Annotated in this window: 11 protein-coding genes and 1 pseudogene; 9 read left to right on the top strand and 3 right to left on the bottom strand. The window is 76.2% G+C overall.

Annotated elements, in window-relative coordinates; all coding sequences use genetic code 11:
* Positions 1–43: 43 nt before the first annotated feature.
* Positions 44–1,120: pseudogene (locus tag ACH5AR_RS17580) on the bottom strand (SdrD B-like domain-containing protein); the annotation flags it as partial.
* A gap of 1,680 nt (positions 1,121–2,800) precedes the next feature.
* Between ACH5AR_RS17580 and ACH5AR_RS17585 the strand changes: the two are divergent.
* From ACH5AR_RS17585 to ACH5AR_RS17595, 3 genes are all read left to right on the top strand, one after another.
* Complete coding sequence (locus ACH5AR_RS17585) at positions 2,801–4,144, top strand: MFS transporter (protein ID WP_396302316.1); 1,344 nt, start codon at positions 2,801–2,803, stop codon at positions 4,142–4,144.
* Positions 4,145–4,263: 119 nt separating this feature from the next.
* Positions 4,264–4,857, top strand: coding sequence for a hypothetical protein (locus ACH5AR_RS17590; RefSeq protein WP_396302317.1), 594 nt, complete (start codon positions 4,264–4,266; stop codon positions 4,855–4,857).
* Positions 4,858–5,125: 268 nt separating this feature from the next.
* Positions 5,126–5,509 (top strand): hypothetical protein, encoded by a 384-nt coding sequence (locus ACH5AR_RS17595; protein ID WP_396302318.1) that lies wholly within the window; start codon positions 5,126–5,128, stop codon positions 5,507–5,509.
* Positions 5,510–5,885: 376 nt separating this feature from the next.
* Here ACH5AR_RS17595 and ACH5AR_RS17600 read toward each other — a convergent pair whose 3' ends face one another.
* A complete protein-coding gene (locus ACH5AR_RS17600) occupies positions 5,886–6,212 on the bottom strand; it encodes an ArsR/SmtB family transcription factor (protein ID WP_396302319.1) in 327 nt (108 codons plus the stop codon).
* 246 nt (positions 6,213–6,458) lie between these two features.
* On the opposite strand from ACH5AR_RS17600, the gene ACH5AR_RS17605 reads away from it, so the two are divergent.
* Positions 6,459–7,187: a DUF4097 family beta strand repeat-containing protein gene (locus tag ACH5AR_RS17605; protein WP_396302320.1), complete on the top strand. Its 729-nt coding sequence runs from the start codon at positions 6,459–6,461 to the stop codon at positions 7,185–7,187.
* A 51-nt stretch (positions 7,188–7,238) separates the two neighbouring features.
* Here ACH5AR_RS17605 and ACH5AR_RS17610 read toward each other — a convergent pair whose 3' ends face one another.
* Positions 7,239–7,433: a hypothetical protein gene (locus ACH5AR_RS17610; protein WP_396302321.1), complete on the bottom strand. Its 195-nt coding sequence runs from the start codon at positions 7,431–7,433 to the stop codon at positions 7,239–7,241.
* Between the two features lie 253 nt (positions 7,434–7,686).
* Between ACH5AR_RS17610 and ACH5AR_RS17615 the strand changes: the two genes are divergently transcribed.
* From ACH5AR_RS17615 to abc-f, 5 genes are all read left to right on the top strand, one after another.
* Positions 7,687–8,049 carry a hypothetical protein gene (locus tag ACH5AR_RS17615; protein WP_396302322.1) on the top strand — a complete coding sequence of 121 codons (363 nt, stop codon included), beginning with the start codon at positions 7,687–7,689 and terminating at the stop codon, positions 8,047–8,049.
* Positions 8,050–8,214: 165 nt separating this feature from the next.
* On the top strand, positions 8,215–8,787 hold the full coding sequence (locus tag ACH5AR_RS17620; protein WP_396302323.1) for a hypothetical protein: 573 nt from the start codon (positions 8,215–8,217) through the stop codon (positions 8,785–8,787).
* A gap of 150 nt (positions 8,788–8,937) precedes the next feature.
* A complete protein-coding gene (locus ACH5AR_RS17625) occupies positions 8,938–11,763 on the top strand; it encodes an AAA family ATPase (RefSeq protein WP_396302324.1) in 2,826 nt (941 codons plus the stop codon).
* Positions 11,764–11,866: 103 nt separating this feature from the next.
* Positions 11,867–12,295 (top strand): hypothetical protein, encoded by a 429-nt coding sequence (locus ACH5AR_RS17630; RefSeq protein ID WP_396302503.1) that lies wholly within the window; start codon positions 11,867–11,869, stop codon positions 12,293–12,295.
* A 719-nt stretch (positions 12,296–13,014) separates the two neighbouring features.
* The gene (abc-f, locus tag ACH5AR_RS17635; protein ID WP_396302325.1) at positions 13,015–14,649 is read left to right on the top strand and encodes a ribosomal protection-like ABC-F family protein; all 1,635 of its coding nucleotides are present in this window, start codon (positions 13,015–13,017) and stop codon (positions 14,647–14,649) included.
* The last annotated feature ends 25 nt before the right edge of the window (positions 14,650–14,674 follow it).

Raw genomic sequence — 14,674 nt, forward strand, 5'->3', positions numbered from 1 at the left:
CCAGGTTGTCGCAGGTCAGCACCAGCGGCCCGATCACCGTGGCGTCCGCGGCGTAGCCCTCCGGCGGCCTGACCTCCACCCAGAAGTACGTCCCCGGCCCGCCACTGGCCCGGCAGATGCCGTCGGCTCCGGTCGTGCACGGCTCGCCGACCGGCGTGTCCCGGTGCCCGCCGGTGGTCCGCGGCCGGCCGGGCCCGCCGGAGGTGCGCCACAGCTGGAACGTTGCCCCGGCCAGCGGCCTGCCGTCCTGGTCGTGCTTGACCAGGGTCAGCACGCCCCGCCGAGGCCGGAAGCCGAAGTCGAGGGTGTGGTCGTTCTCGCCCGGGCCGCCGGTGGTCAGCTCCCGTTCGGGGAAGGTGCCGCCGCGGGGGACGACACCCTTGGAGTTGAGGGCCGGATCGTCGCCGACGTCGTGCCGGGTGGGCGCCCACTGGTACAGCGGGCCGCCCTGCGCGTAGTCGGCCGGCTCGTCCAGCCGGACGGTGTACCGGGTGTGCGGCCGCAGGCCGCCGGTCACGTCCGAGTCGTCGAAGTAGTACTCGCCGCGCGCCGAGGTCCGCGTCGTGCCGACCAGCGTCCCCGCCGCGTCGTACAGGTGCACGGTGACGCCGGGGACGGGGCGCTGGCCCGGCCGCTGGACGCCCGTGCGCCCCGGGTCGTACCAGACCCGGTTGCCGATCTGCAGCGGCGCCCGGTCGCAGAGCACCTCCAGGTCCCCCATCGAGGCGCCCTTGCCGAACGGGGCGGGCCGGTCCGCCGGGTTGAGGCGCAGGCCGGGCTTCGCGTCCGGCGTGCCGTCCGTCCGCCGGAGGAACGCCGTCCCGTAGCCGAAGGCCGTGTTGTTCGGGTCGTACCCGGAAGTCCCGACGGTGCTCTCGACCTTCGACAGCGCCATCCCCGCGTAGTCCGCGTTGTGGTGGACGCCGAACCGGCTGGTGTCGAAGAAGCGGGTGCCCCGGGGCGAGAGCCCGCAGCCGTTGTCGGCGTCGAGCACGTACCTGCCGTCCACCGGGCAGGCCTTGTTCAGGTCGCCGCCCGACAGCACCTCGCCGACCGCCGCGCCCGCCGCCGCCTGGCCGGTCGCCCGGTCGGCGAGGCGGTCGCGGAAGGAGAGCAGCATCGAGCCGTCCGTCTCGAAGCCGACCTCGGCCAACTCCGGCTCCGGCTGGGCCCGGTAACCGGAGCAGGCCTGGCCGTGCTGCTCGGTCGGGTAGGTGTCCGTCCACGGGAACCAGCCCGCGCCGTCGCACGGGCCGCCGCCGACGGTCGACTGGCGCGGGTAGTCCAGCGGCTGGTCGAGCACGGCCGGCCGGAACAGCCCGGTGGCCGGGTCGAAGGGCAGCACGACCGCCCGCAGGTCCGCTGCGCGGCCCGTCGACTCGCCCGAGCAGACGCCGCCCAGGTAGCCGACGCCGTCCTGGAGGCCGAGGCCGAACGGCCGCCAGTCCCCGGCCGCGGGGCAGCCCGGGTCCGGGATCGGGTAGACGGCCTCGGGCGCCGCGGCCGTCGCCGCGGTGGCGTCGTAGCGGTACAGCGCACGGGTGTGGAGGTTGACGACGAACAGGTGCCGGCCGTCCTCGGTGACCTTGAGCCCGCCGAGGCTCTCCCGGCCCGGCACGGCGAGGAAGGCGTCGTCCGTCCCCGGCCCGTGCGGCGTCGCGCCCGCGTCCGGGACGGTGGTGAACAGCGTCGTCGCGCCCCCCGCCGGGTCGGTGACGTAGATGCCGCCGGAGCCGCCCGGCCCGTAGTCCGTGGTGCGCTTGGCCGCCGCCGAGGCGAACACCCGCCGGTCGGCCTTGTTCCACGCGACGCCGAACAGCGTGCCGGTCTGCGCGTCGGTGGCGAGGCCCGCGACGTTCACGTCCACGCCGTCCTGGCCGCGCGCGCCGTACGGGAACGACACCAGGGTGCGCTGCGCCCCGCCCTGCCAGGTGGTGTTCTGACAGGCCGTCACCAGCGGCGCGTTCTGCTGGCAGTAGTCACCCGGGTACCACAGGCCGGTGGTGTACCGGACGTTCCGGCCGTCGGAGAGGTCGACGAACTCCACGTCGGAGCCAAGCTGGTCCGGCGCGCCGTCCAGGCCCTGGCGCGAGGCGAACGCCGGGAACAGGACGCCCGGCTGCGGGTTCACCACCTGGACGCGGTACGTGCCGCCGGCGGCGCCGCCCGCGGCCGGGGCCAGCGTCACCGTGCCGTCGGTCGCCGTGGTGCCCTCCGTCCGCACGCCCGCGCCGTCCGTGAGCGTCACCGTCACGCCCGCGATGCCCGGCTCCAGGGCGGGCGTCCACACGCCGGTGGCGTCCACCGCCCGGACCACCCGGACCGTCACCGTCCCGTCGGCGGCCTGCGAGGAGGCCGGCGGGGCGGCCGCCAGCCCCCCGCCGGTCAGCACGGCGGCCAGCGCCGCCGTCAACGCGGCGTACCGCGTTCGCTTTCTCGTCCCCACCACGGTCCCCTTTCTCGTCGTCGGCGGGCCGGGCCCGACACGCGCGGAGCCGACGGGCACGACCCGGTCCGGACAGGACCCAGGAGAGCGGCCGAAGGGCGATCGCACCGGGCGGCCGGCGCACGTTCACCGGTGCGTGTGACCGGGGAGCGCCGGGAAATCGCATCAAGTTCGGACACGACCTCACCCGTTCGCATGCGGCCGAAGCCCGACCCGGAGCGCACGGGAGCCCCCGGGCGCGCCCGGACACTCCCGGAGAAGCCCGACACCCGTGCCGACACGGGCAGTTCGGGACACCTCCGGCACTTCGGAATCCGCCCGAACGGTCCTCCGCGGACATGACATACTGCGTCGGTGACCTCAGCAGACCTGGCTGCGAAGCCCTCCGAGAGCCGTCCCCGACTGGGCCGGAAGTTCCAGCTGCTGTGGTCCGCCTCGGCCGTCTCCTCGGTCGGCGACGGCATGCGCGACTCCGCCCTGCCGCTGCTCGCCGTGGCCGTCTCCGACTCCCCCGGCGCCGTCTCCGTGGTCTCCGTCGCCGCCTCGCTGCCCTTCCTGCTGATGTCCCTGTACGGCGGGGTGCTCGCCGACCGGGCCGACCGGCGGCGGCTGATGTGGACCATCGACGGCGCCCGCGCCGTCGTCGTCCTGGCCTTCGCCGCCTGGGTCTTCCTCGCCGACCCGCCGCTGGTCGCGCTCGCCGCCCTGGCCTTCCTGCTCGGCTGCGGCGAGACGGTCTTCTCCAACGCCGCCACCTCGGCCGTCCCCGAACTGGTCCGCCCCGACCAGCTGGACACCGCCAACGGCCGGATGCAGGCCAACATGCTGGTCGGCGGCAACCTCGTCGGCCCGCTGCTCGGCTCCGCGCTGTTCGCCGCGGCCGCCGCCTCCCCCTTCGCCCTGGACGGCTTCTCCTTCGCGCTCGCCGCCGTCCTGGTCGCCGCCACCGGCCGCTCCACCAGCCCGCGCGCCGCGGCCGACCGCCGCCCGGTGCTCACCGAGATCCGCGAGGGCGTCGACTGGCTGCTCCGCCACCGCGACGTGCGGATGCTCGCCGTGCTCTCCACCCTGGGCGCACTGGCCTGCTTCATGGGCACCACGATGATGGTCCTGATGGTCACCCGGGTCATCCGCGCCCCCGCCGCCTCCTACGGCATCGTGCTCGCCGTCGGCGCCGTCGGCGGCACCGCCGCCAGCACCCTGGCCGGCCGGCTCAGCCGACTGCTCGGCCGCGGTGCCCGGATCGCCCTCTCCTTCCTGCTGATGGGCGTCGCGCTGGTCCTGATGGGCCTGAGCACCTCGGTCGCCGAAGTCGCCGCGCTGTACGGGGTGGTCGGCTTCGGCATCGTCACCTGGAACATCCAGGCGATCTCGCTGCGCCAGCAGGCCGTGCCGAAGGAGCTGCTCGGGCGCGTCAACAGCTGCTACATGCTGCTGACCCGCCTGGGCATCATGACCGGCGCCGCCCTCAGCGGCTGGATCGCCTCGGCCGTCGGCGTCCGCACCCCGCTGCTCGTCGGCGGCGGGCTGCTGCTGCTCCTGCTGGTCGCGGTGCTGGTGCTGCTGCCGCGGATGACGGCGATGGAGGCGGGTTCGGCCGGGGCGGGTCCGTCGGGCGCGTCGGAGTCCCCGGGACCGTCCGAGCCCTCGGGTCCGTCGGAGTCCCCGGGACCGTCGGGCTCGTCGGGCTCCGCGTAGTCCCTGCCCGGCCGTTGCGCGTCCTCCCGTCCAACGGGCCCCGCCCGCCGGTATGGTGACCGGGGGGTGTGCCGGGAAGACTCGTCGGCGAGGAGTCGCCGCCAGCCCTGAGGAGAGCCGTGACCACCGAACGCCCCGCCGCCTCCGACCGTTCGACCGCCACCGAGCCCGCCACCCCGCCCGCCGGGCCCGCCGTCGGGCTCGGCCTCGGCCCGATGCTGAAGGTCGACGGCACCTGGTACATCGGCGACCATGAGAGCAGGGCCTGCCTCGCCGTCCTCCCGGAGGGGTTCGAGCACCGCGTCGCCGGGCGCGACCCGTTCCTGGTGCCGTGGCACCGCCTGATGAGCCTCGAACTCGGCGTCACCAGCAGCCGGTTCCTCAGCTCCCCGGTCGGCGGCCTCGTGGCCGGACGCCACGAACCGGCGATCGGCACCCACGGCTCCTGCCTGCGGGCGATGGTCCGGCACCCGTACGACCTATGGAGCCCCCGGTTCGTCCACCACCGCTGGTGGTACCCGGCGCCCGAGGTCACCCTGCTGCACCAACTCCTGGGCGCCATCGTCGACCTCGGCCGCGTCCACCGCCTCGGCGACGACGCCTGGCTCACCGCGACCGTCGAACTCCTCGCCACGGACCGCTTCCTCCGCCGTTGGCGGACCAGCAAGGCCGTCGCGGACGGCGTGCGGGACATCGTCGTGCGCGAGGCGTGACGGCAGCCGACGGCCCGGCTCCGTACTTGTCCGCACCCGAAGGCCGCCATGGTTCGACGAGTGCCGGGCTGCCGTGGTCGCGGCAGGTTCCCGCCCCGGCAGTCGGAAGGGAAGGGGTGGTCATGGGCGACGCGGTGTCGGCGGGCGATCCGGAGTGGGAACCGGACGAGCAGGTGCGTTTCCTCTGCTACCGCAGGCCGTTCGACGAGGTGGCCGCCGAGGAGGCACCCGCCCTCGTCAGCCGTGGCTCGCCGACCCTGACGCGGCGATGGCCGGCAGTGCCGTGTACGAGTGCCTCGACCGACGGGCCGCCGAGCTGCTCACGGATCCCGGCTGTCCCTCCTGGTGCCGGGAGATGACCGGGCCCGTGGCGGTGGACGACTTCTCCGCCCGGCGCCTGCGCGAGTGGACCGTGCTGCGAGCGGTGGCCTCGGACGAGCCGTGGGGCACCGAGGCCCTGCTCGCGGCCTCGAACTGGCTTCAGCTCCGGTCCGCCGAGGAGTCCTCGTCCGCAACCGCCCTGGCGGCGCTGGCCGAAGGCGGCCGAACCCGGCGCATCCGCACCGTCGCCGCATCCCGCCTGGCGGTCCTCGGTCGCCGGAGCCGGCCCGACCGGACCGCTTCACAGCGGGAGGTCGACCGGGCCCGGTAGCCGTCCAGACCGTGCCTCGACGACGGAGGGCGGGCCATCAGGGCCGACCGGATCCGGCCGTTTGGCCAGGACGCGCCGGATGGGCCACGCACGAGAAGTCGGTCGGGCCGACTTCTCGCGCCACTCCCACCTCACGCCCCCGGCGGGCGGGCGCACGACGCCGGGAGGCCCGGCGGGGTGCGCCGGCGGCGGCCAGACTTCCCATGGACAGGTCAACATTCCATCTGTAGCATTCTTCTGACGGGTCGCCAGGTTCGGACCGGCCGTGACGGTGCGCTCGCACCGGGTGGCGCGCCGAGGACGCGCCCCGTCGCCGAGCCGGGCGCCGGATCGCTCCCCCGTCGATCCGGCGCCCTTCGCGTCCGGGGCGCCTCCGTCACACGTCGCGCTCCGCCCGCTCCCGCTGCGCCCGGTCCTCGCGGAGGGCGGCGACGACGGTGTCGGCCGTGACATGGATCTCGAACGGGGCGAGTTCGAGGAACCTCATCGCCTTGCCGTCGTCGGAGAGTTCCAGCGCGCCGGCGACGAGACCGGCGTGTTCGAGCCGCTCCAGGTGCATGTAGAGCAGCGGCCGGGAGATGCCGAGCCGTCGGGCCAGTTCGCTGACGTGGACCCGGCCCCGCGCGAGTTCACCGATGATCCGCAGGCGCTGGGTGTGCCCCACGGCGGCCAGCAGGGACAGCAGTTCCGCGCTCGTCAGCACCCCACCCCTCTTCCTCCCGACCGGAAAGGCGAGACTGACAGGCGTGAGCGTGCACTGTCAACCGATCAACGCCCGCCACCTGCCCGCCGGTTCCTCCGACCGGGGGAACTCCCCCCTCCGGAGGCGGGTGTCAACCCCATGGCCGCCGCCTCCGGCAGCGCGGTAGCGTCCTGGCACCGCCCCTCGACGGAGCCCGCCCCACGACGGGGCCCCTCCGCGGGGCTTCCGGATCCGGGGGAACACGACATGCGCCAGCAGTCCGGCCGCCTCGCGTACTTCGCCGCCTTCGCGGCCGTCGCGACCGGCATGGCCGCCTGTGGAGTGGCTCCCGGCAACGGCTTCGACGACGACACCACGGTGGGCGAGCGGATCACCGCGGTGCGGCTCGACACCACCTCCGGCGGCGTCACCCTGCGCGGCAAGGACGGCCTGGACCAGGTCGCCGTGCACCGCTCGGTCAGCTACCGGGACGACCGGCCGGGGCCGACGAGCCGGGTCGAGGACGGTGTCCTGGTGCTCGGCGGCTGCGGCCGGCACTGCTCGGCCACCTACACCGTGGAGGCCCCCGCGGGGCTGCCGGTCAGCGGCCGGACCTCGTCCGGAGCGGACAGCCTCACCCGGGTGGGCGGCGTCCGGATCTCCACCGGTTCCGGGTCGGTCCGCCTCGACGGGGTGGCCGGTACCGCGGAGGTGAAGACCACCAACGGCGCGATCACGGGGCGCGGGCTGAGCGGCAGCCGCGTCCGCGCCGAGACGAGCAACGGGGCGGTCGACCTGGCCCCGGCCACGCCGCAGGACGTCTCCGCCACGACCTCCAACGGCGCCGTCACCCTGGTCGTGCCGGCCGCCGCCTACCGGGTGTCCGCGAGGACCGGCAACGGCCACCGGGACATCGGGGTGCCCGACGACCCGTCCGGCCCCTACCGGCTCGACCTGAGCACCGGCAACGGGCGCATCTCGGTCAAGCAGGGCTGACGGGCCGACGCCCCGGGCACAGGGGCCCGAGAGCCCCACCGCGGGCGCCCCCTACGCCCCCAGGTCGACGGCGAGGCAGTTGTAGAACCTCCAGGAGCCCTCGGGGTCGTACCCGCCGTTCGTCGCGCCGCCCGGGCCGGCCGCCGCCGCCTCGGTCATGTCCTCGAAGCGGATGCGCTCGGGCAGGGCGCCGAAGCGTGCCCGCCGCGCCTCGGCGGCGGGGTCGTCCGCCGGTTGCCTGCTCATGGCCACTCCCCTGGTCGGCAGTCACGGCGCCTGCCTCGGCGCCGGGGACGGCCTTCAGGGTGCACCTCGCCCGATCACCTGTCAAGGCGGTGACGGGCGGCGGATGAGACACGTGCCACTCACACGTGTTTGGCCGATTCCGCACTCCCTGGCCATTGTTGAAGATGCAAGGATCTGACATCGGGCCGGCCTCCCCCGAGGGGCCACACGCCGGCCTCCGAGCAGTTCCGCCACACACGAGAAGGTGGGTTGCATGTTCACACCCCAGGCGAAGCTCCGCAGCGCAGCCGTGACCACCGCCATGGCCGCGGCCCTGATCGCCCTCGGCGCCGGTGCGGCCGGAGCCGCCACCGGCTGGCCGCCGCTGGAGCCGGGCGCACACCTGTACGCGGCCGCCGACGGGCGGGGCACCGCCACCACCATCGACCTCGGCGACCTCGGCACCTGCCACACCCTGTCGGCACCGGCCCGCTCGGTGCAGGTGGTCAACGGCGCCGCGTCGGTGGTGCTCTACCCGGGCGCCGGCTGCACCGGCACCCACGCGTGGGCCAGCGGCTCGCTGGCGCAGTCCAACCTCCCGTTCCCGGCCCTGAGCTACCGGGTGGTCCCGGCCTGAGGCCTGCCACCGGGGCGCGGCACCCCCCGGGTGCCGCGCCCCACCCTCGGCCATCACCTCCTTGACAGGTGACGCATGGGCGCGGCAATCTCATCACCTGTCAGGGCAGTGACGGTCTCGTCGAGGCCGGACCGCCCCACGCCGACGACCCGGGAGGGACCTGTCGTGGTGAGCATCAAGGGCCGACGCGGACGGCCGGCGGCGAGCGCGGCCACGGCACTCCCGGCGGGCCTCGCCCTCGGCCGGGTCGGGGGCCCCGAGGTCCTCACCGGCCGCTCCTCCGGGGGCACCTCGGCCGGCCAGGCAGCCGCCGACGACCCCGAGGCGAGGGTCCCCGGCCACGTGGCCGCCTTCCTGCCCGCCCCCGGGCAGAGCGCCCCGGAGCCGACCGACCGGGACCCGGGCCCGCCCCTCCCCGACGCGCTGGGCCCGGCCGCCCGCCGGCAGGCCGACGGCACCGCCGCCAGCGACCCGTCCGTCCGGCGGGCGGCCCGCCGCCACCGGTCCGCCGCCGACGCCCCCGCCGGGAAGGCCGCCTCCGCCGCCCGGCCGAGCAGACCGGGCCGGGCCGTCGTCACCACCGGCGACCTCGGCATCCCGCCCGCGGCACACCGCTCCCCGGCCCGGCGCACCCACGCCGAGGCCCCCGCGGGCGACGCCCCGCACGCGGTCGCGGCCTCCCGCCCCCGCCTCGTCGCGGAGGTCGTCGGGCGGGCCGCCCGCACCACCCCCCGCTGACGCCCCACCCCGCGCCCGGTGCCCGGTGCCGCCCCGACGGCGGCACCGGGCACCGGCGCGCACCGACGCCGGGGGCACCGGGCCGCCGGGGGCACGGCGCAGGACCGAAGGACAGCAGAACGAACCGACAGGAAGGGGCACGGGGCCGCGGTGGCATCGACCAACGGAGGGATCGTCGGCCGCGAGCGCGAGCAGCGGCTGCTGTCCGGGTTCGCGACCAGCACCGAGGGCCGGGCTCTCGTCCTACGGGGCGAGGCCGGCACGGGCCGGAGCACCCTGCTGGAGCACGCCGCCGGGCTCGCCGCCCGGGCCGGCCACCGGGTGGTCCGGGCCTGTGGGGCCGAGGCCGAACGGGAGCTGCCGTTCGCCGGGCTGCACCAGCTCCTGCACCCGCTGCGCCCCGACGCCGACCGGCTGGACGACGGCCGCCGCGGGGCGCTGGACGTCGTGTTCGGCCGCGGCGGTGGGGCGCCGCCCTGCGTCCTGACGCTCGGCGCCGCCGTCCTCGACCTGCTCCTGACCGCCGCCTCGCGCCGGCCGCTCCTGCTGGTGCTCGACGACGGCCAGTGGCTCGACGGCCCCAGCACCGAGGTGTGCGGCTTCGTCGGACGACGGCTCGCCGGCAGCCCGGTGCGGTTCCTGGTGGGCCTGCGCTCCGAACCGCCCTCCGGCTTCGACGCGGCCTCGCTGCCCGTGCTGCCGCTCGGCCCGCTGTCGGAGACGGCCGCCGAACAGCTCCTGGACCTGCGCCACCCGGGCCTGGAGCCGCGGCTGCGCCGACTCGTCCTGGACGAGGCCCAGGGCCATCCGCTGACCCTCGTGGACCTGCCGCCGCACCTGCGGCGCGCGCCCCGGGCGGCCGGGTCCGACGACCCGGTGGCGGCCGACCGCCCGGAGCTGCCGTGGCCGGCCGGCGTCCCGCTCCCCCGGCGGCTGCGGCACGTGTACGGCCCCCGGATCGGGGCGCTCGACGACGCCGTCCGGGCCGAGCTGCTGCGCGCCGCCCTGGACGGCGCGGGGGCGGCCCCGCCGCCGGGCCGGGTCCTCGGCGCGCGCTACCGGATGACGCGGGCCGAGGCGGCCGCGGACAGCGGGCTGCTGGTCGTCGACCCGTTCAGCGGCGAGTTCGTCTTCCGGCACCCGCTGGTGCGGTCGACGGTCGTCCAGCTGGCGACGCCCGGCGAGCGGCGGGCGGCGCACGCGGTGCTCGCGCGGGTCCATCACGAGGACCCGGAACGGCACGCCCTGCACCTGGCGGCCGCGGCGGTCGGCCCGGACGAGGGGGCCGCGGCCGCGCTGGAGGCCGCCGCCGACGCCGCCACCCGGCGCGGCGGCGCGGCGGCCGCCGTGGCCTGGCTGACCCGGGCCGCGGAGCTGAGCGGGCACCGCCGGGAGCGGTCCCGGCGGCTGGGCGAGGCGGCCTTCGTCGCCTGCCAGGCCGGCCTGCCGGACCTGGCCCGCCGCCTGGCCCGCTGCGACGGAGCCGCCGAGCCGGGCGGGCCGCCGAGCCCGGTGCCGGCGGACGGCCCGGACGGATCCCCGGCCGCGGTGTACGCGGCGGCGCACGGCGCGCTGCACCAGGACGGGGACGTACGGTCCTCGCGCCCGCGGATCGTCGCGGCGATCGAGGCGCTCCGGGACGCCGGTGCCCGCGAGCCGGCCGGGGACCTCGCCCGGCTCGTCGACCTGCTGCTGACCGTCGACCGGTACGCGGCCGACCGGGCCGGCCGCGAGCGGACCCGCGAACTCCTCGACTCCCTGGGGGACCTGGTGCCCCCGGCCATCAGGCTCTGCCGACAGGCCGGGGACGACCCGGGCCGGCAGGACGCCGGCGTCCGGGAGCGGGTGGAGCGCGCGTTCGCCACCCTGCGGGCACCCGAGCCGTGGCACCTCGCCCGGCTGTCGGTCGCCGCCTCCCACCTGGACACGCTCGGCCCGTACCGCGCGCACCTGGAGCGCACCGTCGAGCGCGAGCTGGCGGCCGGGGCCCGGACGGCCGGTCTGACCGTGCTGCACGTGGTCATGCTCGACCAGCTGGCCGCCGGGCAGTGGACGGAGGCCGAGCGGACCGGCGAGCGGGGCCTGGAGCTGGCGACCGCGCACCACCACCCGCTGCTCGCCCACCAGTTCCGCGCGCACCTCGCCCTGCCGGCCGCGCTGCGCGGCCGGACGGACCGCGCGCGGGCCCTGCTGGCCGCCGTCGACGCCTGGGCGCGCCCCCGCGGCATCGGCCTGCTCGTCCAGGCCACCGAGGCCGTCGGCGCCGCCGCCGCGCTCGCGGACGGCGACTACGAGGGCGCCTACCGGCACGCCACCGCCCTCACCCCGCCCGGCTCCTTCGCCCTCGGCGCGCACCAGGCCGGCCGGACGCTGCTCGACCTGGTCGAGGCGGCCCTGCACACCGGCCGCACCGAGCAGGCCCGGCGGCACGCCCTGGCCGCCCGGGAGGCCGGCCTGCCCGAGCGCTCCCCCCGGCTCGCCGTGCTCAGCCACGGCGCACTCGCGATGACCGCCGCCGACCCGGCGGAGGCCGCCGAGTGGTACCGCCGCGCCGAGGGCCACCCGGCGGCCGCCCGCCTCCCCTTCGAGCTCGCCCGGATCCGCCTCGCCCACGGCGTCCGGCTGCGCCGGGCCCGGGGGCTGCGAGCCGCGCGGGCCGCGCTGGGCTCCGCCGCCGAGGCCTTCGAAGGGCTCGGCGCGGTCGCCTGGGCGGCCCGGGCCCGGGCCGAGCTGCACGCCGCCGGTGCCCGGCCCCAGGGCCCGGCGGCCCGCGGCGCGGCTCTGACCTGGCAGGAGCGCCGGATCGCGGACCTCGCGGCGGGCGGCCTGACGAACAAGGAGATCGGCGTGCGGATGCGGCTGTCCCCGCGCACCGTCGGCTCCCACCTCTACCGGGCGTTCCCGAAGCTCGGGATCACCTCCCGGGCCGCCCTGCGCGACGCCCTGACCCGGGTGCCCGCCGTCCCGGAGGCGTAGCCCCGACGACCTCCATCGTCACCGCCTTGACAGGTGACGAGCCGTCATGGAAATCTACCGTCACCGGTTGGAGCAGTTACTTTTCGATGAGGGGCACCCCACCATGGCCGTCGTACGCTTCCATCTCGTCTCCGCACTCGACCCGGCGGACGTGCTGGCGGTGCTGACCGACTTCAGCCCCTCCCGGGCCCAGGCCTGGCCGACGATCGACGCCGAGCACTTCGAGGTCCACGCATTGGGCGACACCTGGGCCGAGGTCACCGAGGGGACCGCCGCCGCCTGGGAGCGCGCCCGCTACGCGTGGGAGCCGGGCGGCGACACCGTCACCGTCACCACCCTCGACTCCAAGCTCTTCGGCCCCGGCGGCGGCTGGGTGTTCCGGATGACCCCGCAGGACGGGGGCACCCGGGTCGACGTCCAGCTGACGCGGCAGCCGGACACCCTCAAGGGCCGGATGCTCGCCGCGCTGCTCCCCCTCGCCGCCCCCGCGGCCCTGCGCAAGTCCTTCGCGGGGCCCCTCCGGGCCGCGTGACCCACCGCCCGCCAAGGGGCGGGCAGCACCGGCCGCCAACCCCTTCGTGCGTTCCGCCCGGCGACGCGAAAGGCCCGGCCCGCGCCGCGGGGCGCGGGCCGGGCGGGCCCGAGCGGGTCCGGTGCCGGGAGGCGGCGGAACCGGGGAGGTTCAGCGCCGGGAGGGCGGGACGCAGCGGAAGCCGGAGGCGGCCGCCCGGTCCCCGTGGCCCCGGCAGCGGGACACTTCGGGGCAGCGGCACGGCTCGCACCGGACACTGCCGCCGGTGGCGACGGCCGGATGTTCGACGGCCGGGGCGGGTGACAGCCGGCGGCAGCTCACACGTGTGAACACCTTCGAGCCACGCCCGCGTCTCCGCCACCGGTTCAACCGGTGACGATGCCGACACGGCCGCCCCGGGCTGCCAACGGCACGGCCGCCCCGGGCTGCCACGGCACGGCCGGCGGCCCGGGCCGAGCCGAACGGGGGTGCCGGAAAAGGACGTTGCCGTCCACGAACGGCCTGCTACAGTGGCCGGGACCAGTAGTCGTGTGATCGAGGAGTGGCAGACGTGGCGGGTGACGACGACATCTCCGGGTGAGATCCGGATCTGACGGCCACCGGCCGGTGCCTCAGCAGCGCCGCCGCCGGAGTGGTCGGCTTCGTCGTACCCATGTTCCGCACGTCTGCCCAGGGCAGAGCTCCGTCTTCCTGCCCTCATTCCCTTCGAGGTCATCCCCATGTCCGACGCTGCCGTCGTCTGCTCCAACCTCTCCTTCGCCTGGCCCGACGACACCCCGGTCTTCCACGACCTGTCCTTCACCGTGCCCGCCGGCCGGACCGGCCTGGTCGCCCCCAACGGCGCCGGCAAGAGCACCCTGCTCAAGCTGATCGCCGGCGAACTCAAGCCCGCCACCGGCTCGGTGACGGTCACCGGGCGCCTCGGCTACCTGCGCCAGAGCCTGCCGCTGGCCTCCGGGCTCACCGTCGCCGAGGTGCTCGACGTCGCCGGGATCATCCGCGCCATCGACGCCGTGGAGTCCGGGGACGTCGACGAGCGGCACTTCACCACCATCGGTGACGACTGGGACATCGAGGAGCGCACCCGCGCCCAGCTCGACCGCCTCGGCCTGACCGACCTCACCCTGGACCGCAGCCTGAGCACGCTCAGCGGCGGCCAGATCGTCTCCCTCGGCCTCGCCGCCCAACTGCTCAAGCGCCCCGACGTGCTGCTGCTCGACGAGCCGACCAACAACCTCGACGCCGAGGCCCGGCACAAGCTCCACGACGTGCTCGCCGACTTCAACGGCTGCCTGCTGCTGGTCAGCCACGACCGCGCGCTGCTCGACCGGATGCAGCACACCGCCGAGCTCGGCAGCGGTGAACTGCGCTTCTACGGCGGGAACTTCACCGCCTACGAGGAGGCCGTCCGGGCCGAGCGGGAAGTCGCCGAGAAGAACGTCCGCAACGCCGAGCAGGAGCTGAAGCGGGAGAAGCGGGAGCTGCAGCAGGCCCGCGAACGCGCCGAGCGGCGCCAGAGCAACGCGGCCCGCAACCTCAAGAGCGCCGGGCTGCCCCGCATCTTCGCCGGCAACATGAAGCGCGGCGCCCAGGAGTCCGCGGGCCGGGCCGGCCAGATGCACGCCGCCCGGGTGAGCGAGGCCAAGGCCCGGCTCGACGAGGCCGGACGCGCCCTGCGCGAGGAGCAGCGGCTCTCCCTGGAGCTGCCCGACACCCAGGTGCCCGCCGGGCGCAACCTCTTCCTCGGCGAGGGCCTCCAGGTCAGCCACGGCGGCCGGCCGGTGTTCGCCGGGGGCGGGGTCGACCTGAGCGTCCGCGGGCCCGAGCGGATCGCGCTGACCGGGCCCAACGGCGCCGGGAAGAGCACCCTGCTGAAGCTGGTCACCGGCGAACTCGTGCCGGACAGCGGGGAGATCAAGCGCAACGACGGGCGGATCGCCTACCTCTCGCAGCGCCTGGACCTGCTGGACCTCGACCGCACCGTGGCGGAGAACTTCGCCGCGTTCGCCCCGGAGCGGCCCGAGGCGGAGCGGATGAACCTGCTGGCCCGCTTCCTGTTCCGCGGCGCCCGGGCCCACCTGCCGGTCGGGGTGCTCTCCGGCGGCGAGCGGCTGCGCGCCACCCTGGCCTGCGTGCTGTGCGCCGAGCCGGCCCCGCACCTGCTGCTGCTCGACGAGCCGACCAACAACCTCGACCTCGTCAGCGCGGGGCAGTTGGAGAGCGCCCTGAACTCCTACCAGGGCGCCTTCCTGGTGGTCAGCCACGACGAGCGCTTCCTCGCCGAGATCGGGGTGACCCGCTGGCTGCGGCTGGCCGACGGCACGCTGCGGGAGACGGGGGCGCCCGCGGTGTGAGCCGCCGGTGCGCGAACGCGGCCCG

This window comes from Kitasatospora sp. NPDC018619, from assembly GCF_044391605.1.
Lineage (GTDB): Bacteria > Actinomycetota > Actinomycetes > Streptomycetales > Streptomycetaceae > Kitasatospora.

Excerpts from the sequence above, each read along its gene's own strand:
- ACH5AR_RS17630 (WP_396302503.1), top strand. The coding sequence starts at position 11,867 with ATGGCCGTCGTACGCTTCCATCTCGTCTCCGCACTCGACCCGGCGGAC.
- ACH5AR_RS17615 (WP_396302322.1), top strand. The coding sequence starts at position 7,687 with ATGTTCACACCCCAGGCGAAGCTCCGCAGCGCAGCCGTGACCACCGCC.
- abc-f (WP_396302325.1), top strand. The coding sequence starts at position 13,015 with ATGTCCGACGCTGCCGTCGTCTGCTCCAACCTCTCCTTCGCCTGGCCC.
- ACH5AR_RS17605 (WP_396302320.1), top strand. The coding sequence starts at position 6,459 with ATGCGCCAGCAGTCCGGCCGCCTCGCGTACTTCGCCGCCTTCGCGGCC.
- ACH5AR_RS17595 (WP_396302318.1), top strand. The coding sequence starts at position 5,126 with ATGGCCGGCAGTGCCGTGTACGAGTGCCTCGACCGACGGGCCGCCGAG.
- ACH5AR_RS17610 (WP_396302321.1), bottom strand. The coding sequence starts at position 7,433 with ATGAGCAGGCAACCGGCGGACGACCCCGCCGCCGAGGCGCGGCGGGCA.